Consider the following 18,445-nt stretch of genomic DNA (forward strand, 5'->3'; position numbering starts at 1 on the left):
CAACAATTGAACGCCACCGTTCGAGCCTCTGACAAGCGGCTTCCGCGCACCCACGGCCAGCCGGTTGTGGGATTGTTGAACAAATCCCTTGTCGGATTGTTCCACAATCCGACAAGGGAGCATCAGTCATTCAGTCGTTCGGCGTCTCGGCAGGCGGGCGTCCATGCGTCGACAGCGGGTGAATTGTGGGATTGTTGAACGATCCTACGCTGATCGTTCGGTGGGGTGGGTCAGGCGGGGAGGCCTTCGATGACGTCCACGCCGGTCCAGGAGGTGCAGAGCCAGCCGGTGGGGGTCGACTCGAGGACGACCTGGCCGGTGTTCGGGAGGAGGCCTGCTTCGGCCAGGGCCGGTTGGACGTTGGCGGACAGGGCGAGGGCCGCCATGCGGAGGGCGCCGCCGTGGCTCACCAGGACGACGGTGTCGTCGGCGGCGTGGTCGGCGACGACCTTGTCCACCGCGGCCAGGAAGCGGTCGAGGACCTGGCGGCCCGACTCGCCGCCGGGGATCGGCACGTCCAGGGAGCCCTCGGCCCACTGGCGGACCACCGACACGAAGACCTCGAACGAGGCGCGGTCGTCGCGGCCCTCCAGGTCACCGCAGTCGATCTCGTGCACGCCGTCCACGACCCGCACCTCGAGTCCGTGCGCCGCCGCCAGCGGTGCCGCGGTCTGCCGGGCCCGCACCGCCACGCTCGCGTACACCGCCGTCACCGGACCGGGCAGTGATTCCGCCAGCGCCGCGGCCTGCGCCACGCCCGCCTCGGTCAGCGGCGGACCGGGTGGTCTGGAGTCCAGGACCATCCCCACGTTCGACGCCGTCTCCCCGTGTCGCACCAGAACCAGCTTCACGCCCCCAGCCCTTCCCGCACCGACGCCAGCCACCCGGCCGCCGACACGAAGTCCTCGTCACCGGAGGACACTGTGCCCGGTTCGGCCTTCGGGTAGGACCCCAGAAATCGGGTTTCGGGGCAGTGCCGGTGCAACGCGGCCAGCGCGTCGCCCACCCGCTCCTCCGCGACGTGCCCGTCCAGGTCGATGTAGAACCGGTACTCGCCGAGCCGGCCCTTGGTCGGTCGCGACTCGATCCGGGTCAGGTTGATCTCCCGCAGCGCCAGCTCGGTCAGCAGCTCGGACAGCGCGCCGACCCGGTCCGACGCCGTCACGACCACCGAAGTGCGGTCCGACCCCGTCGGCGCGGGCAGCGGACCCGGTCGCCGGACCAGCAGGAACCGCGTCTTGGCGTCCCGCACGTCGGCCACGTCGGTCGCCAGCTCCGCCAGCGGGTAGTGCCGCACCGCCACCGGCGCGCTCACCGCCGCGTCGAACTCGCCGTTGTGCACCGCGCGCGCCGCCGCGGCCGTCGACGTCGTCGCGACCACGTCGGCGTTCGGCAGGTGCTCCGCCAACCAGCCCCTGACCTGCGCCAACGCGTGCGGGTGGGACGTCACGGTGCGCACCTCGCCCGCACCCGGCCGCACCAGCACGCTGAACCGCACCGGCAGCACGACCTCGCCGACCGCGACCACCGGCTCCCCGAACGCGAGCGCGTCCATGGTCGCCGGCACCGCGCCCTCGACGGAGTTCTCGACCGGCACGCACGCCGCGTCCACCTCGCCGCGGCGGATGGCGTCCAGCGCGGCGGGCACGGTGTCGAACGGCACGAGTTCGGTGTCCGGTGTGGCGAAGCCGAGCGCGGCCTGCTCGGTGAACGTCCCCTGCGGTCCTAGATAGGCGAGCACGATCGCAACCTTACGAGCACCACGTCCAGTGATCACCGCTGAGGCGAGGATCACCCGGCAGGCGGGTGCCCGCCCCGGTTCCGGACAGGCCGGTTCTCCTGGAATGCTGGGACTCGTGTCCGCCGATACGGAGGGTGAGATCATCGCTCCGGTAGCCGTTCCCCGTCTGGTGCTGTGCGCTGTGGACGAACCGCTCGCGCTCGCGTGGCAGTCCGTCGCCGAGGGCCGGACCGGTGTCGAGGTGCACCGGGGCTCCGTGCTCGACATCGTGGCCGAGGCCGTGGTCAGCCCGGCGAACTCGTCCGGCTGGATGCGCGGCGGCATCGACGCGGTCTACGCGCGGGCGTTCCCGTTCGTGGAGGACCACGTGCGCAGCGCGGTCCTGGCCCTGCACGGCGGCGAACTGCCCGTCGGCGAGGCGCTGGCCGTGCCGACGGGGGAAACCCAACCCGAATGGCTGATCAGCGCGCCCACCATGCGCCTTCCGGGTGAACTCCTGCCCGACGACACCGTGCACCCGTACCTCGCCGCCCGCGCCGTGCTGCGGCTGTGGGTGTCCGGCAGGCTCGACGACGGACGCCCGCTGCGCTCGGCGGTCCGGACGATCGCGATGCCCGGGTTGGGCACCGGCGTCGGAGGTGTCGCGCCGCGGACGTGCGCACGTCAGGTCGCCGCGGCGTGGGACGAGGTCTTCAGCCCGCTGCCGAGGCGTTAGCCAGGTCACACCGGTTGTGCACAGGTCTGTGGACAACCCGGGCCGAACCTGTGGACAACTACCTCGGCGCCACCCATCTCTCCAGGTCCAGCTCGTCGGTGATGGGGATGCCGTACTCGCCGACGGACGGGATCTCGGGCTTGAGCCGCCGCGACTCCCGCACCGCGTCCGGGCGCAGCGCGGCCAGTCGGAACCCGCGCCGCTGGTAGAAGCGCAGCGCGTCGAGGTTGTCGTTGGTGGTGGTCAGGCGGACGCGGTTGCACCCGAGTTGTCTCGCCCGGTGCACGGCCGCGTCCACGAGCGAGCTGCCGACGCCCCTGCCTCTTCGCAGCGCGTCGACGGTGACGATCTCCAACAGGCCGTCCGACGTGGCGTAGGTGAGCAGGCCGACGACCTGTTCCTGTTGTTCCACCAGGAATCCCGGCAGGCTCGCCGGGAAGAACACCTGGCCGTGGGCGACCGCGGTGTGCGCGCCCCACAACTCCAGCACCAGTCGGCCGACGACGATCCGGTCCGCTTCCTCGATCGCGCGTACGAGCATGCCTGCACTGTCTTGACGTCCGCGTGCGGGCGGTACCGGCATTCGCCCTATGGTTGGTTCGTGCCCGTGCGCGTGTTGCTGGTGGACGACCACGAGGTGGTGCGCAGGGGGCTGCGCGAACTGCTCGAGGACGAGGACGACATCACCGTCGTGGCCGAGGCCGGCGGGGTCGGCGAGGCGGTCGCGCGGGCCTCCGCGGTGCGGCCGGACGTGGCGGTGGTGGACGTGCAGCTGCCCGACGGGACCGGGGTCGAGCTGTGCGGGCGGTTGCGGGCGTTGGACGTGCGGTGCCTGGTGCTGACCGCGTTCGACGACGAGGAGGCGCTGGTCGGCGCGATCATGGCCGGGGCGTCGGGGTACCTGTTGAAGCAGGTCAGGGGGCAGGACCTGGTGGTGGCGGTGCGGGAGGTCGCGGCCGGCCGGTCGCTGCTGGACCCGCGCACGACGGCCCGGGTGCTGGAGCGCATGCGGCGGCCGGCGGAGGTGGACGTGCTGGACGCGTTGACCGAGCAGGAGCGGCGGGTGCTGGAGCTGATCGGCGAGGGGATGACGAACCGGCAGATCGCCGAGCGGCTGTTCCTGGCCGAGAAGACGGTGAAGAACTACGTGACGGCCGTGCTGTCGAAACTGGGCATGGAACGCCGCACCCAAGCCGCAGCCTGGGTAGCCCGCCGCGCCCGCTGACCCGGTTCCACTGCACCGGTTCCGCTGACTCGGTGCCACTGACCCGGTTCCACGGCCCGGTTCCGCCACCCCACTCCCACGGACCCGCATCCGCCGGCCCACCCCGCTCGCGACACCCCGCCACGCCGCGCCCGCATGGGCCGTCGATCCGCGTCGCTGATCGCGGTTCACCCATCGGCGCATCACCCACCCGTTCGTGCCAAGCCTTCGCGTGACACCTGCCCAAGCGACCCCCGCAGAGTGATCCGGCCACGCACCGCATCCGAAAACAGCCCAAAAACTGGGTAGCCGTTTCAATTGTTCAACAATTCACACGTCGATCAACCCGATTGTTCAACAATCGAACGACCGCAGGAGGCGGCAGCAGGCAGGCCGACCAGCAAGCCGGCCGGCAGGCAAGCGACTGGGCCTGCGGGCCAGTGAGCGGGCAGGGCAGGCGGGCGCGCAGACAGCCGGGCCGGCAGGCAAGCAGCGAGCACGGCAAGAGGGCGGGCAGCGAGCGAGCCGACGGCAGGCAGGCCGGCCGGCAAGCGAGCAGCAGGCAAGCGACCGGGCAGACCGCCAACCGAGCGGCAGCAGGCAAGTGAGCGGCCCTGGCAAGCAAGTGGCAGGCGGCGGGCCAGCTGACGGCGGGTGGGCGAGCCGGCGTTCGGGCAAGCAGGCCGGCGGACGGGGTAGGCCACCGAGCCGGCGGCAGCCAAGCGACCAGATGGACCGACAAACGAGCAGCAGCCGACAAATGAGCGGCCCCGGCAAGCCAGTGGCAGGCGGCGGGCCAACGGCCAGTGGGCGGGCGGGCCGGCGGTCGCAAGCAAGTCGGCAAGCCAGCTGGCTGGCGGACTGGCGGGTCAGCGGGCTGGCGGGTCAGCGGGCTGGCAGCAGGCAGCGAGCGGCGGGCAGGCAGCGAGCGGTCGGCACAGAAGCGGACCCGGCAAGCGGCAGTCGGTGGGAGGCGGTGGGTGGGAGGCGGGCGCGTGGGGTGGCGGCGCGTGGGGGGCGCCGGGCGGTCACGGGAGGGGGACGTGCCAGGTGATCTTCGTGCCCGTCCTGGGTGAAGATTCCACCTCGCAGCCGCCGCCGGCCGCGAGGGCGCGTTCCTCCAGGTGCCGCAGACCTCGTCTGGCGACGCCGCGGGGGATGCCGCAGCCGTCGTCGGAGACCTCGACCGCGAGGTGGTGGGCGGTTCGGTGGACGGCGATGTCGACGTGGCGGGCGCCGGAGTGGCGGACGACGTTGGAGAGGGCCTCGCGGAGGGCGGCGCGGGCGTGGTCGGCCAGGTCGGCGGGGACGTCGGCGAGGTTCGCGGTCCGTACGGTCGGAGCGAAGCCGAGGAGTTCGCCGGCGGTGCGCGCCTCGGCGAGGACCGAGCGCTCCAGGTCGGTGTCGGCCGGGCGGCCGGGGTCGGCGCTGCGCAGGGCGCGGACGGTGGCCCGGACCTCGGCCATGGTCTGGTCGAGTTGGTCGACCGCGTCCGCCAGGCGCTTGGCCTCGCGGCCGTCGAGCTTGAGGCGGCGGTCGAGGAGGTCCAGTTGGACGCCGGTGGCGTACAGGCGCTGGATGATCACGTCGTGCAGGTCGCGCGCGATGCGCTCGCGCTCCTGGTAGACCGCGACCCGCTGACGGGCGGTGGAACCCTCGGCGAGCACCACGGCCAGGCCGGCCTGCGCGGCGAACGCGGTCAGCACGTCCACGGTGTCCGCGCTGAACCCCGGCTCGCCCTTCCGGCGGTAGACCGCGAGCGCGCCGATTTTTCGCTCTTTGGTGCCGAACGGTGCCACCGCGAACGGACCGTAGCCGGTCAGGGCGCGCGGGACGTACGGGGCGGTGCGCGGGTCGGTGGTGACGTCGTCGGCGACGACCGGGATGCCGGTGCGCGCGGCCCGGGCCGCCGACGAGCGGTCGGACAGCACGATGTCGCGGATGGCGTCGTCGTCGCGGGTGGAGGCCTCGACGGTGAGCGTGCCGTCGTCGCCGGTGATCATCGCCAGGCCCAGGTCGGCGCCGGCCAGGGCGGCGGCGCTGCGGACGACGAGCGGGAGGACGGCGTCCGGGTCGTCGCCGGCGAGCGCGGCGGAGGTGATCTCGGTCGACGCGGCGAGCACGCGGGCGGGGTCCACGGTGCTCAACGGTAGGCCTTGGGCTCGGCCCGTCCCCCGGCGATCTCGATGACGCGGTCGGCGCGGCGGGCTTCGTCGGGGCGGTGGGTGACGTGCAGGACGGTGCGGCCGGCGAGTGCGCGTTCGAGGTTGGCGAGCAGCAGGTCGGCGGCCTCCGGGTCGAGGTGCGCGGTGGGCTCGTCCAGCAGCACGAGCGGCGCGTCGTGCACCAGCGCCCGGGCCACCCCGAGCCGCAGCGCCTCGCCGCCGGACAGCAGCCCGGGGCCGACCACCGCGTCCAACCCGACCCGCAACCCGACCAGGTCGAGCGCTTCACGCAGTTCGTCGTCCGACGCGCCGGGCTTGCCGATCCGCAGGTTCTCCCGCACGGTCGTCGCCACGGTCACGGCCTCCTGCGGCGCCCACGAGATCGCGGGCGGCACGGCCACGGTCCCCCGGTCGACCCCGACGAACCCCAGCAACACCCCGAACAGACTCGACTTCCCGCTCCCGGACGCGCCGACCACGGCAGCCCACTCCCCCGCCCCCACCTCGACCGACACCCCGTCGAGCACCGGCCGGTCAGCCCCTTCCCACCGCGCCACGACGCCGTCGAGCACCACCGGTTTCAATCGTAGAATCGTTGAACAATCCTCATGCGGTGTGGATGTGTGAGACGTCGAAACGTCCAAATGAAGGATTGTTGAACAATCCGCCTGAGCTGCGCCATGCGACCGAGCCGAGCCGACCGCACGCGAGCCAGACGACCCGACCGCGCTCCGGGGGAGGGACGGAATGGGCAGTCCCTGAGGGCTGGACGGCAAGGGCAGCGCGGGAAGGGCGACAGCGGCGGTCTGGGCGACGGGAGCGGGGGCGACGGGAGTCTGGGCGATGGGAGCGGGAGTCGGGGCGGCGGGAGTCGGGGCGGCCGGACCGGACAAGGTGGCCTGCGTGGCGGGGGCTGCGGGAGTCGGGGTGGCCGGACCGGCCGGGTTGGCTGGACTTGGGCCGACCGGGCCGACTGGGCCGGCCGGCGTGGCTGGAGTGGCTGGGCCGGCCGGGGTGGCCGGGGTCGGGCCTGCTGGGCCGGCTGGGTCGATCAAGGTGGCTGGAGGCGGGCTGGCCGTAGTGGCCCAGGGGGCTGGAGTTGGGGTGGTGAGGATTGTGGGGTGAGGGGATTGTGGGGTTGTTGAACGATTTTGGGGGTGGGTGATGCGGCCGTAGGCGGCTCGGAGGGTGTCTCGGTGTTGGGCGGCCAAGGGGAGGGTGGACCACGGTTCGGTCAGGGCCAAGGGGACCAGGGCCAGGACGGGGAGCAGGAGGGGGTTCAGGGTGGGTGGGGCGGTCGCGATGCAGGTCAGGGCGGCCAGGCCGGTGGTCAGGTGGGTGATCGCGGTGGCGGCGCCGGTGGCCTTTGCCTGGCGGCGGGCGAGGGTGGTCAGGGTGGTGTCGGCGCTCGTCAGGGCGGCTCGGTAGGTCCTGGTGGCGTCGAACGCGAGGAGGTCCGGGGCCGCGGTCAGGAGGGTGGTGACCTTCTCGGTCAGGGTGCTGCGGCCGGTCGACAGGGCCGCGGTGGCCCTTCGGTCCGCCAGCACCGCCACCGCCGGCGCCAGCAACGCCCCGGCCAGCAGGAACGCCGCCAGGATCGCGGCCGAGGGCGGGTTGACGGCGGCGAACAGCGCCACCGCGGCCGCGCCCACGCCGACTGCCACCAGCGGCGGTTGGTACACCCTCGGGAGCAGGTCCCGGACCGTGTCCACGTCGTCCACCAGCGTCGCCAGCGCCGCCTTCCCCGGCCGCAGGCCCCGCCACAGCCGCACCCTCAGCGCGGTCGCGTAGCGGAACGCCGCGTCGTGCGACACCAGGCGCTCCGCGTACCGCAGCACGCCCTTGCCCAGCGCACACGCCCGCACCCCCACCACCAGCACCGACAACGTCAGGATCGGCGGCTGGGTCGACGCCTTCGCGATCAGGTACGCCGACAGCGCGGTCAACGCCACCCCGCTCGCCGACGCCAACGCCCCCAAGAGCGCGCCGGCCGTCAGGCGGAGGGTCAGGGGCGGGGAGGCGGGGGGTGGGGATTGTTGAACGTGTGAGAGGGAGGGGGTGGGGATTGTGGGGTGGGGGGATTGTTGAACGATTCTGTGGGTGGCGAGGAGGACGGCGGCGCCCTCGGCGGCGGCCTGGTGGATCGCGGTCATCACCAGGGACGCGGTCGGGGGGTCGAGGTGGGCGGTGGGCTCGTCCAGCAGGAGGACCGCCGCGCCGGCGCGGACCCGGGTCAGGGCGCGGGCGACGGCCACGCGTTGGCGTTCGCCGGTCGACAGGGCGGTGATGGGACGGTCCACCAGGTGGTCGGCGGCCACCGACGCGAGGATTTCGCGGTCCACGCGACCGGTCGTCAACTCCAATTCCTCGGCCACGGTCCTCCCGGCGAACGCCGGGTGCTGGGGCACCCACGCGATGTCGCCCGACAGCCGCACCTCACCCGAATCGGGAGTCACGTACCCGAGCAGTACCGCGAACAAAGTCGACTTACCCGAACCGCTCGGCGACGACAGGTGGTGGATTTCGCCGGGCCGGACGAGAAACGTCTCGCCGTCCGGCGCCCACCGACCACGCCGCCGCACCCGCAGGTCCCGAACCTCCACCGCCGCCGAGGACGACCGCACCGGCACGGACCGCACCGGCACGGGTTCGGCCAGCACCTCCGACACCCGGCGGACCGCCTCCACGCCGTCCTCGCTCGCGTGGTGCGCCGCGCCCGCCGCGCGCAGCGGCAGGTAGCACTCCGGCACCAGGATCAGCACGACCAACCCCGTGAACAGCGTCAACTCCCCCGACACCAGCCGCAACCCGATCCCGACCGCGACCAGCGCGACCGACAGCGACGCCACGACCTCCAACACCAGCGCGGACAGGAACGCGATCCGCAGGGTGCCCATCGACGCACGCCGGTGCGACTCGCCCCACCGCCGCACGGCCTCCGACTGCCCGGCCACCCGACCGAACGCCGTCAACAACGGCAACGCCCGCACCAATTCCGCCAACCGCGTCGACAACCGCTCCAGCGACGACGCCGAGGCTTCGACCCGCCCCTGGGTGAACCGCCCGATGAGAATCGCGAAAACGGGGATCAGCGGCACCGTCACGGCCACCAGGAAAGCCGACGTCGGATCCGTGAAAAGCACCCACAGACCCACCGAGAAAGGCACGACCAACGCCGTCACCAACGCCGGCAGGTACCGGGTGAAATACGCGTCCAGGGCGTCCAGGCCCTTTACCGCGACCACCGACAACGCCGCCGCGCCGCGCCCGCCGATCCACTCCGGCCCCAGCCGCAGCGACCGGTCGAGCAACGCCGCCCGCAACTCCTGCTTCGCGCCGACCGCCGCCCGCGCCGCCACCGCCTCGGTCGCCCACGCCAGCAGCGCCCGCGCCACGACGAACCCGCCCAGCGCCCAGAACGACCCGCGCCCCACCAGCACCGACGCCAGCGACACCGCCTGACCCACCAGGCACACGGCGGTCAGCAGCGCCAGGAAGCCGCACAGGGCCAACGCCCGGCGCGCCGACCGCGACAAGGCGGGCAGCGCGCCGAGCGGGCCGCGCCCCGGCTTCTTGGCGGAAGGGGCTCCGGGGACGTCCACGACACCAAGCTAAGAGCGCGCGCCGCGATCCCGCAGGTCCGAGGGTCCCCTCCGGCACGGGACCAAGGTCCCGGCGAGCCTTCAGCGGACTGCCAGGAAACTCGCAGCCACCCCACAGGCAGGACCAAGAGACTCCGACACCATGAGGAGATCGTGGATCGTCAACGGCCTGCTGGTGGTCGTGCTCGTCGGCGTCGTGGTCGCCGGTTACCTGGTGTTCTTCGGCACCGGCGGCAGCGCGGAGAGCACCCAGACCCGCACCGCCGCGGCCGCGACCCGGGACGTCTCGGAGGTGGTCACCGCCTCCGGCGAGGTGCAGAGCTTCGCCACCGCCACGCTGAACTTCGCCACCTCCGGCCCCGTCACCGAGCTGGACGTCAAGGTCGGCGACACGGTGGCCAAGGGCCAAACCCTGGCGAAGCTCGACACCAGGCAGCTCCAGCTCCAGGTGGACATCGCCCAGGACAACCTCGACCAGGCGCAGCTGACGCTGACCAACGCCGAGGCCAAGGGCACGTCGACGCCGCAGCAGGAGTCGCAGGTCAACCAGAGCACGCTGGCGCTCACCCAGGCGCAGGACAACCTGGCCGCCGCGACGCTGACCGCGCCCCAGGACGGCACCGTCACGAGCCTCACCGGCGCGGTCGGGCAGAAGGCCGGGTCGTCGAGCAGCAGCAGCAGCAGCGGCAGCGGCCAGTCCGGGAGCAGCAGCACCGGCACCGGCACCACGTCGTCGGGCTTCATCACGTTGACCGACATGAAGAACCTGGTGCTGCACGCGAACGTCGCCGAGAACGACATCGGCAAGCTCAAGCTCGACCAGACCGCCGCCGTCACGGTCAACGCGCTGTCCGCACAAGCGTTGGCGGGCAAGGTGACCCAGGTCGACCTGCTGCCCACGACGTCGAACAACGTGGTGCAGTACGGCGTCACGGTCGGCCTGAACAGCCTCCCCGAGGGCCTGCGCCCCGGCCAGTCCGCGAGCGTCGAGATCACCGTGGCGCAGGCGACCGGCGTGGCCGTGCCGTCCGCCGCGGTCACCACGACCGGCACGACGAACACCGTCAAGGTGCTCGAGAACGGCCAGGAGACCACGAAAACGGTCCAGGTCGGGGTGCGCGGCGACCAGTACGTGCAGATCACCGACGGGCTGAGCGACGGCGAGCAGGTCGTGCTGCCGCAGGTCACCCAGAGCACGACCCAGGCGGGAACCGGGCAGCGCCAGGGCACCGGCAACTTCCCGGGCGTCGGCGGCACCGGTCAGGGCGGCACCCGCGGCGGCGGGCGGTGACCCCGGTCATCGAGGTCCGGGACCTGCGCAAGACCTACGGCGCGGGCGACACGGCCGTGCACGCGTTGCGCGGGCTGGACCTCACGGTGCGGCAGGGCGAGTACCTGGCGATCATGGGCGCGTCGGGCTCCGGCAAGTCCACGCTGCTCAACATCCTGGGGTGCCTGGACGTGCCGACGAGCGGCCGCTACCTGCTCGACGGCATCGACACCGGCGACTTCCAGGAGAGCCAGCTCTCCTTGCTGCGCAACAGGAAGATCGGTTTCGTGTTCCAGTCGTTCAACCTGGTGCCGCGGACCACCGCGCTGGCCAACGTGGAACTGCCGCTGGTGTACGCGGGCTTGAAGAAGCACGACCGCCGCGCCCGGGCCAGGGCGGCGCTCGACCTGGTGGGCCTCGCGGACCGGGAAACCCACCGCCCCAACGAACTCTCCGGCGGTCAGCAGCAGCGGGTGGCCATCGCGCGCGCCCTGGTGACCAGCCCGGCGATCGTGCTGGCCGACGAGCCGACCGGCAACCTGGACACCGCGAGCAGCCGCGACGTGCTGGCGATCCTGGACCGCCTCAACGCGGCCGGCCGCACCGTCGTGCTGATCACGCACGAGGACGACGTCGCCGCGCACGCGCACCGCACCGTGCGGGTCGTGGACGGCCGGATGGCGGGTGCACTCGTATGAGGGTCCTCGACATCGCGGGGTTCGCGCTGCGCGGCCTGGCCGCCAACAAGATGCGCTCGGCGCTGACCACGCTGGGCATCCTGATCGGCGTCGCGTCGGTGATCCTGCTGATCGCGGTGGGCAACGGCGCGTCGACGGCGGTGCAGAACAGCATCTCCGGGCTGGGCACCAACATCATCACCATCAGCCCGCAGCGCAACGCCAAGCTCACCGCGCAGGACGCGAAGGCGCTCGCCGAGGCGGACGCGGTGAAGCACGCGTCGCCGGTCAGCTCCACCAGCGCGACCACCATCTACGGCGGCAAGAGCTACGACGTCAGCCAGTTCCTCGGCACCGACCCGTCGTACTTCGAGACCACCAACAGCACGCCCGCGCAGGGAAGCCTGTTCGGGGACGACGACGTCCAGCGGGCGCGCAAGGTCGTGGTGATCGGCGCGACGGTGGCGACCGAGCTGTTCCCGGGCACCGACCCGATCGGGAAGTCGTTGCTGGTCAACAACATCCCGTTCACCGTGACGGGCGTGCTGGCGAGCAAGGGCTCGAGCGGGTTGCAGGACGCGGACAACATCGCGGTCGCGCCGCTGAGCACCGTGCAGAACGCGCTGACCGGGTTCGGCGGGTTGAGCCAGATCGTGGTGCAGGCGCGCAGCGGCGACGACGTGGCGACCGCGCAGGCCGAGGCGACCGCGATCCTCAACGGCCGCCACCACATCACCGGCACCCAAACCGCCGACTACCGGGTGCTGAGCCAGGAACAGCTGCTGACCGCGCGCACCCAGACCACCGAGACGTTCACCGTGCTGCTCGCGTCGGTGGCCGCGATCTCGTTGCTGGTGGGCGGGATCGGCATCACCAACATCATGCTGGTCACGGTGACCGAGCGGATCCGGGAGATCGGCATCCGCAAGGCCGTCGGCGCGCCGCGGTCGACCATCCTCGGCCAGTTCCTGGTCGAGGCCACGCTGCTCAGCCTGTTCGGCGGCGCGCTCGGCGTGCTCGTGGGCGTGATCGGCACCCGGTTCACCATCGCGGGCATCGAACCCGTGCTGGTGCCGTCGTCGGTGCTGCTCGCGTTCGCGGTGTCGGCGCTGATCGGACTGTTCTTCGGCAGCTACCCCGCAGGCCGGGCCGCCCGGCTGCGTCCCATCGAGGCCTTGCGCCATGAGTGATCCCGAGGAAACGACCGTGAGCAACCCACTGGACCAGCCGCTGCCCGACGAGAACCTGGACGCGAAGCTCAAGCAGGCCAAGGGCGGTGTGAACAGGACGACCGCGCTGCTCGGCGTGGCGGTGCTGCTGGTGATCGCGTTCGTCGGCGGTGTGCTGACGCACAAGGCGTTCGGCACGTCCGCCACGACCACCCAGCAGGCGGCGGGCGCGGGACGGCAGCGCGGCGAGGGCTTCCCCGGCGCGGGCCAGGGCCAGGGTCAGCAGGGCCAACAGGGCCAGGCCGCGCGCCGCGGCACGATCGGCACCGTCGACCACGTGGACGGCACCACCCTGTACGTGAAGACGCAGGACGGTACCGTGGTGAAGGTGTCCACATCGGACTCGACCAAGGTGGAGCTGACCGATCAGGGCGCGCTGTCCGACCTCAAGGCGGGCAACCAGGTCGTCGTGCAGGGCCAGGCCGGCTCCGACGGCACGGTGGCGGCGCAGACGGTGACCCGGCGTACGGAGTAGGACGCGGCGAGGGGGTGGGGCGGTGCACGGCAGGCTGCTGGTGGTCGAGGACGAACCGAGCATCCGGGAGCTGCTGGCGGCGAGCCTGCGGTTCAACGGGTTCGCCGTGGACACCGCCGCCACCGGCGGCGAGGCGTTGCGGCACGTGGAGAAGGAGCCGCCCGACCTGATCCTGCTGGACGTGATGCTGCCCGACCGCGACGGGTTCGACGTGCTGCGGTGGTTGCGCGCGGGCGGGCAGACCATCCCGGTGCTGTTCCTGACCGCGCGCGACGCGTCCGAGGACAAGATCACCGGGTTGACCATCGGCGGCGACGACTACATCACCAAGCCGTTCAGCCTGGAGGAGGTCATCGCCCGGGTGCACGCCGTGCTGCGGCGGACGAAACCGCCGCGCGAGCCCGCGGAACCGCTGTCCTACGCCGATCTCGAACTCGACGTGGACAGCCACCGGGTGCGCCGGGCGGGCCGGGTGGTCGAGCTGTCGCCCACGGAGTTCAAGCTGCTGCACTACCTGCTGCGCAACGCGGGCCGGGTGCTGTCGAAGGCCCAGATCCTGGACCAGGTCTGGCACTACGACTTCAACGGCGAGGTGGGCGTGGTCGAGTCCTACATCTCCTACCTGCGGCGCAAGGTGGACGACGTGGAGCCGCGGCTGATCCACACCGTGCGCGGCATCGGGTACGTGCTGCGCAGGCCGTCCTGACCAGGTCGCCGCGGGGCACGTCGCTGCGCGTCCGCCTGGTCGCGGTGCTCGTGCTGCTCACCACGGCCGGACTGCTCGGCACGTGGCTCATCGGCTCGCAGGTCATGGAGCGGTACCTGCTCGGCCAGGTCGACGGTCGGCTCAGCCGGATCGCGGACGGCGCGGAACGCCAGGTCGCCCAGGCCGTGTCGCGCGGCGTGACCAGGGGGTTCTTCCAGCAGGACGTGGCGCTGCTGCGCGATTCGACCGGGCGCACGGTCGAGCTGAGCACGCCGTCGGACGGACCGAAACCGGACCTGCCCGGGTACGGCGGGTTGACCGGCTCGCCGACCACGGTCGGGTCGGTGTCGGGTGACCGGCGGTGGCGGGTGCTGGCGCGGCGGGTCGGCGACGCGGAGCTGGTGGTCGCGGTGTCGCAGGCCGACGTCGACGACGCGGTGGACGACCTGCGGGAGACGTTCCTGCTGATCAGCCTCGGCGCGGTGCTGCTGATGGCGGTGGCCGGGCACCTGCTGGTGCGGCGGTCGACGCGGCCGTTGGAGGAGGTCGAGGCGACCGCGGAGGCGATCGCGGCGGGCGACCTGTCGCGGCGGGTGCCGGTGCGGCAGCCGGGCAGCGAGGTCGGGCGGCTCGCCACGTCGCTGAACGTGATGCTGGGCCACATCGAGACCGCGTTCCAGGCCCGGGCCGCGTCCGAGGAGGAGGCGCGGCGGTCGGAGGTGCGGATGCGGCGGTTCGTCGCGGACGCCTCGCACGAGCTGCGCACGCCGCTGACGTCGATCCGGGGGTACGCCGAGCTGTTCCGGCAGGGCGCGGCGCCGGCGCCGGACGCGTTGCGGCGCATCGAGGAGCAGTCGGTGCGGATGGGCGTGCTGGTGGAGGAGTTGCTGCTGCTGGCGCGGTTGGACCAGGACCGGGCGTTGCGGTCCGAGCCGGTGGACCTGGTGGTGCTGGCGGCGGACGCGGTGCGGGACGCGCGGGCGGTGGCGCCGGGGCGGGAGATCGCGCTGGACGCGGCGGCGGTGGTCGTGCCGGGTGACGAGGCGCGGCTGCGGCAGGTGTTCGCGAACCTGGTGGGCAACGCGCTGGCGCACACGCCGGACTCCGCGCCGGTTCAGGTGCGGGTCCGGCCGGGCGCGGTGGTCGAGGTGGTCGACCACGGCCCGGGGATGACCGCCGACCAGGCCGACCGCGTCTTCGAGCGCTTCTACCGGGCCGACGCGGCCCGCAGTTCCCAGGGCGGCACGGGGTTGGGGTTGGCCATCGTGCGGGCGATCGTGGAGGCGCACGGCGGCACCGTGACGCTGACGACCGCGCCGGGCGAGGGTGCGACTTTCCGGGTGGAATTGCCCGAGCGGTGAGCCGATGGTCGATTTCGCGGCGGCCCGGAATTCGGCGCACCGGCGGTCGCGCACCGACAGGGTGATACCCGGTCAGGATTTCACCGACATCCGGGAACGGCTGATAATTTTCCCCCGATCGCAATCCACCGGAGCGATGTGGAGGGGAATCGTGCTCATCGGATCGCGCATCGGGAAGTTCTGCGCCGCGCTGTCGGTCGCCGTCGCCGTGATGGCGTTGTCGACGGCCGCGGCACCCGCCGCCACACCCACTGCCGCGCCCCGGCTTCCGGGCGTCTACCAGCTGTTCAACCAGGAACTGCCGAACGGTTGCCTGGCCAACCACCATCCCGCGGTCTTCCTGTACACCGATTGCGGAATCCTGTACGCCGACCAGATCTGGACTTACAACGGCACTCTCCAACTGGTCAACGCGTACAGCGGGAAGTGCCTCGCCGCACATGCCGACGGCTCGGTGTTCACCTTCGAGTGCAACACCTCGTACAGCGACCAGTGGTGGCTCTTCTACCAGAGGGGCAGCAGCTTCCAACTGGTCAACTGGGCATTCCAGAGCCGGTGTGTCGCGGCGCACGGTGACGGGAGCGTGTTCTTGTTCCCGTGCAACGAGAATTACCGGGATCAATTGTGGTCCCGCTGGTCCGTGTAGCGGACCAGCGGCCGGCAGATTGTTCAACGATCCTCTAGTTCAACGAGTCCTCAAGGGTACCGTTGAACTAGAGGATCGAAGGATTGTAGGACGATCCTACGACGAGGGCACGTGCACGGCCGGGATGTGGCGGGTGCCGATGCGCTTGCGGAAGACCCAGTAGGTCCAGCCCTGGTACACCAGCACGGCCGGGGTGCCGAACGCGGCGACCCACGTCATCACGGTCAGCGTGTACGGGCTGGACGCGGTGTCGGCCACGGTCAGCGAGAACGCCGGGTCCAGCGTGGACGGCAGCACGTTCGGGTACAGCGCGCCGAACAGCGCCACCACGGTCGCCGCCACCGCGACGCCCATCAGCGCGAACGCCTGCCCCTCCCGCCGCAGCACCAACCGCGCGTACCCGCCGAGCGCCGCCAGGGCGACCACGATCGACGCCGCCCACGTCCACGTCGAGCCCGAGTGCAACTGCACCAGCAACAACAGCACCACCAGCGGCAGCAACGCGAACGGCGCGTACCGCAGCACCAGCCCGCGGGCCCGCTCCCGGACCTCGCCCTCGGTCTTGAGCGTCAGGAACACCGCGCCGTGCACCAGCGCGTACCCCGCCACCGCGAGCGCGCCGAGCAGCGACTGCGGGGTGATGGCCGCGAACGGCGACCCCACTCGGTCACCGTTCGCGTCCAGGGGAAGGCCGAAGACGTTCGCCGACAGCACCAGGCCCACGCCCAGTGCCGCGACCCACGACCCGGCCACGATCATCGTGTCCCACAGCCGCCGCCAGCGCGCCGAGTCCACCTTGCCGCGGTACTCGAACGCGACGCCGCGGGCGATCAGCGCGACGAGGAAGAGGGTGAGCGGCAGGTACGCCGAGCTGAACAGCGACGCGTACCAGCCCGGGAAGGCCGCGAACGTGGCACCGCCCGCGACCAGCAACCACACCTCGTTGCCGTCCCACACGGGACCGATGGTGTTGATCAGCACCCGCCGCTCGGTCTCGTCCCGGCCGAGCACCGGGAGGAGCATGCCGACGCCGAAGTCGAAGCCCTCGAGGAACAGGTAGCCCAGCCACAGCAGGGCGATCACGCAGAACCAGAGCGTTTCCACTGCCCGTCTCCTAGTAGGCGAACGACAGGACGTCTTCGTCGGTCTTCGGTTCCTCCCGATCCGGCAGCACGCCCGCGACCCCCGCGCGGACGTACCGCCGGATCAGGAACACCTCGACGCACGCGAGCAGTCCGTAGACCAGCGTCAAGGTGATCAGCGAGGTCAGCAGCTCCCCCGGTGTGGAGTTCGAGACCGCGCGCGCGGTGAACATCCACACCCCGTCGACCCCGCTCGGGTTGGGCACCACCACGAACGGCTGGCGACCCATCTCGGTGAAGATCCAGCCGAAGCTGTTGGCCAGGAACGGGGTCGCGATGCTCGCGAGCGCCGCGACCGGGAACCACCGGCTGCTCGGCACCCGGCCACCCCTGGTCGACCACAGGGCGGCGAGACCCGCGAGGACCGCGATCCCGCCGAACCCGATCATCAGCCGGAAACCCCAGTACGTCACCGGCAGGTTCGGCACGTAGTCGATCGGCTTGCCGCTCAACTCGCCGAGCCGGTCGTCCACCGGGTAGTTCGTCCCGTACTTCGCCTGATACAGCGGCACGAGGTCCTGGATGCCCTTGACCTCGGAGGAGAAGTCGTTGTGCGCCAGGAAGGACAGCAGCGCCGGCACGGTGACGCTCTTGACGTTCTCGCAGTCCGCCCGCGACACGTCGCCGATCGCGAACACCGAGAACGACGCCGGCGACTCCGTGTGGCACAACGCCTCCGCGGCCGCCATCTTCATCGGCTGCTGCCGGAACATCAGCTTGCCCTGGAAGTCGCCGGTGATCGCGAGCCCGGCGAACGCCGCCACGCCGACCCACGTGCCGAGCTTGACCGACGCCCGCCACACGCCCTCGTGGTCGCTGCGCCGCCACAGGTGCCGGCACGCGATGCCGACCAGGAACGTCGCGGCCACCGCGAACGCGCCGAAGATCGTGTGCGGGAACGCGGCCAGTACGGTGTTGTTGGTCAGCACCGCCCAGATCGAGGTGAGCCGCGGCCGGCCGTCCTCCAGCACGACGCCGACCGGGTGCTGCATCCACGAGTTCGCGGCCAGGATGAAGTACGCCGACGCGATCGTGGCCAGCGAGAACGCCCACGCGCAGGCCAGGTGCACCTTGCGCGGCAACCGGTCCCAGCCGAAGATCCAGAGCCCGAGGAACGTGGACTCCACGAAGAACGCGACCAGGCCCTCCATGGCCAGCGGCGCGCCGAACACGTCGCCGACGAACCGCGAGTAGGCGCTCCAGGCCATGCCGAACTGGAACTCCTGCACGATCCCGGTGACCACGCCCATGGCGAAGTTGATCAGGAGCAGCTTGCCCCAGAACTTCGTCATGCCCAGGTACTTGCGGTCGCCGGTCCGCACCCAGGCCGTCTGCATGCCCGCCACGAGCAGCGACAGCCCGATCGTCAGCGGCACCATGAGGAAGTGGTAGACGGTGGTGATGCCGAACTGCCACCGGGCCAGGTCGAGTACGTCCACGAGGTGACGGTAAGCCGGTGCCCGGGGTCCCGCTCAGGTCCTACCGTCCCGTCCGGACCGGGACGTTGGTCCC

16 protein-coding genes are annotated in these 18,445 nt (G+C 71.7%); 9 read left to right on the forward strand and 7 right to left on the reverse strand.

The window, feature by feature from the left end; all coding sequences use genetic code 11:
- Positions 1–230 precede the first annotated feature (230 nt).
- Positions 231–851 (reverse strand): histidine phosphatase family protein, encoded by a 621-nt coding sequence (locus AB0G50_RS04215; protein ID WP_360102074.1) that lies wholly within the window; start codon positions 849–851, stop codon positions 231–233.
- A complete protein-coding gene (gene pheA / locus AB0G50_RS04220) occupies positions 848–1,741 on the reverse strand; it encodes a prephenate dehydratase (protein WP_360102076.1) in 894 nt (297 codons plus the stop codon). Before pheA ends, AB0G50_RS04215 begins: the two co-directional genes overlap by 4 nt.
- 103 nt (positions 1,742–1,844) lie before the next feature.
- Between pheA and AB0G50_RS04225 the strand changes: the two genes are divergently transcribed.
- Positions 1,845–2,456 carry a macro domain-containing protein gene (locus AB0G50_RS04225; protein WP_360102078.1) on the forward strand — a complete coding sequence of 204 codons (612 nt, stop codon included), beginning with the start codon at positions 1,845–1,847 and terminating at the stop codon, positions 2,454–2,456.
- A gap of 58 nt (positions 2,457–2,514) precedes the next feature.
- Here AB0G50_RS04225 and AB0G50_RS04230 read toward each other — a convergent pair whose 3' ends face one another.
- Entirely contained in the window at positions 2,515–2,997 is a 483-nt protein-coding gene (locus AB0G50_RS04230; protein WP_360102080.1) for a GNAT family N-acetyltransferase, read from the reverse strand.
- Between the two features lie 60 nt (positions 2,998–3,057).
- Between AB0G50_RS04230 and AB0G50_RS04235 the strand changes: the two genes are divergently transcribed.
- Positions 3,058–3,681 (forward strand): response regulator transcription factor, encoded by a 624-nt coding sequence (locus AB0G50_RS04235; protein WP_360102082.1) that lies wholly within the window; start codon positions 3,058–3,060, stop codon positions 3,679–3,681.
- Positions 3,682–4,688: 1,007 nt separating this feature from the next.
- On the opposite strand, the gene AB0G50_RS04240 is transcribed toward AB0G50_RS04235, so the two are convergent.
- Both AB0G50_RS04240 and AB0G50_RS04245 read right to left on the reverse strand, forming a co-directional pair.
- Positions 4,689–5,798 carry a GAF domain-containing protein gene (locus AB0G50_RS04240; RefSeq protein WP_360102084.1) on the reverse strand — a complete coding sequence of 370 codons (1,110 nt, stop codon included), beginning with the start codon at positions 5,796–5,798 and terminating at the stop codon, positions 4,689–4,691.
- A gap of 5 nt (positions 5,799–5,803) precedes the next feature.
- Complete coding sequence (locus AB0G50_RS04245) at positions 5,804–9,427, reverse strand: ATP-binding cassette domain-containing protein (protein ID WP_360102086.1); 3,624 nt, start codon at positions 9,425–9,427, stop codon at positions 5,804–5,806.
- Positions 9,428–9,569: 142 nt separating this feature from the next.
- Here AB0G50_RS04245 and AB0G50_RS04250 point away from each other — a divergent pair, with 142 nt between their 5' ends.
- The 7 genes from AB0G50_RS04250 to AB0G50_RS04280 are packed head-to-tail and all read left to right on the forward strand — an operon-like array spanning position 9,570 to position 15,791.
- Positions 9,570–10,718 (forward strand): HlyD family efflux transporter periplasmic adaptor subunit, encoded by a 1,149-nt coding sequence (locus tag AB0G50_RS04250; protein WP_360102088.1) that lies wholly within the window; start codon positions 9,570–9,572, stop codon positions 10,716–10,718.
- Positions 10,715–11,395, forward strand: coding sequence for an ABC transporter ATP-binding protein (locus AB0G50_RS04255; RefSeq protein WP_360102090.1), 681 nt, complete (start codon positions 10,715–10,717; stop codon positions 11,393–11,395). The genes AB0G50_RS04250 and AB0G50_RS04255 overlap by 4 nt, the downstream gene beginning before the upstream one ends.
- On the forward strand, positions 11,392–12,564 hold the full coding sequence (locus AB0G50_RS04260) for an ABC transporter permease (protein ID WP_360102092.1): 1,173 nt from the start codon (positions 11,392–11,394) through the stop codon (positions 12,562–12,564). The genes AB0G50_RS04255 and AB0G50_RS04260 overlap by 4 nt, the downstream gene beginning before the upstream one ends.
- A 16-nt stretch (positions 12,565–12,580) precedes the next feature.
- The gene (locus AB0G50_RS04265) at positions 12,581–13,078 is read left to right on the forward strand and encodes a hypothetical protein (RefSeq protein WP_360102094.1); all 498 of its coding nucleotides are present in this window, start codon (positions 12,581–12,583) and stop codon (positions 13,076–13,078) included.
- Positions 13,079–13,100: 22 nt separating this feature from the next.
- Complete coding sequence (locus tag AB0G50_RS04270) at positions 13,101–13,784, forward strand: response regulator transcription factor (protein WP_360102096.1); 684 nt, start codon at positions 13,101–13,103, stop codon at positions 13,782–13,784.
- Between the two features lie 44 nt (positions 13,785–13,828).
- Positions 13,829–15,145, forward strand: coding sequence for a HAMP domain-containing sensor histidine kinase (locus AB0G50_RS04275; RefSeq protein ID WP_360102098.1), 1,317 nt, complete (start codon positions 13,829–13,831; stop codon positions 15,143–15,145).
- A 4-nt stretch (positions 15,146–15,149) separates the two neighbouring features.
- Positions 15,150–15,791: a ricin-type beta-trefoil lectin domain protein gene (locus tag AB0G50_RS04280; RefSeq protein WP_360102100.1), complete on the forward strand. Its 642-nt coding sequence runs from the start codon at positions 15,150–15,152 to the stop codon at positions 15,789–15,791.
- Positions 15,792–15,887: 96 nt separating this feature from the next.
- Here the strand turns inward: AB0G50_RS04280 and cydB are convergent, their stop codons facing one another.
- Positions 15,888–16,895 carry a cytochrome d ubiquinol oxidase subunit II gene (gene cydB, locus AB0G50_RS04285; protein WP_360102102.1) on the reverse strand — a complete coding sequence of 336 codons (1,008 nt, stop codon included), beginning with the start codon at positions 16,893–16,895 and terminating at the stop codon, positions 15,888–15,890.
- Between the two features lie 10 nt (positions 16,896–16,905).
- Positions 16,906–18,372 (reverse strand): cytochrome ubiquinol oxidase subunit I, encoded by a 1,467-nt coding sequence (locus tag AB0G50_RS04290; protein ID WP_360102104.1) that lies wholly within the window; start codon positions 18,370–18,372, stop codon positions 16,906–16,908.
- Positions 18,373–18,445 lie beyond the last annotated feature (73 nt).

Origin of the sequence: Actinosynnema sp. NPDC020468, assembly GCF_040642015.1 — a bacterium.
GTDB lineage: Bacteria > Actinomycetota > Actinomycetes > Mycobacteriales > Pseudonocardiaceae > Actinosynnema.

Coding starts and splice junctions, on each gene's coding strand:
- AB0G50_RS04225 (WP_360102078.1), top strand. CDS start 1,845: ATGCTGGGACTCGTGTCCGCCGATACGGAGGGTGAGATCATCGCTCCG.
- AB0G50_RS04250 (WP_360102088.1), top strand. CDS start 9,570: ATGAGGAGATCGTGGATCGTCAACGGCCTGCTGGTGGTCGTGCTCGTC.
- AB0G50_RS04260 (WP_360102092.1), top strand. CDS start 11,392: ATGAGGGTCCTCGACATCGCGGGGTTCGCGCTGCGCGGCCTGGCCGCC.
- AB0G50_RS04230 (WP_360102080.1), bottom strand. CDS start 2,997: ATGCTCGTACGCGCGATCGAGGAAGCGGACCGGATCGTCGTCGGCCGA.
- AB0G50_RS04280 (WP_360102100.1), top strand. CDS start 15,150: ATGGTCGATTTCGCGGCGGCCCGGAATTCGGCGCACCGGCGGTCGCGC.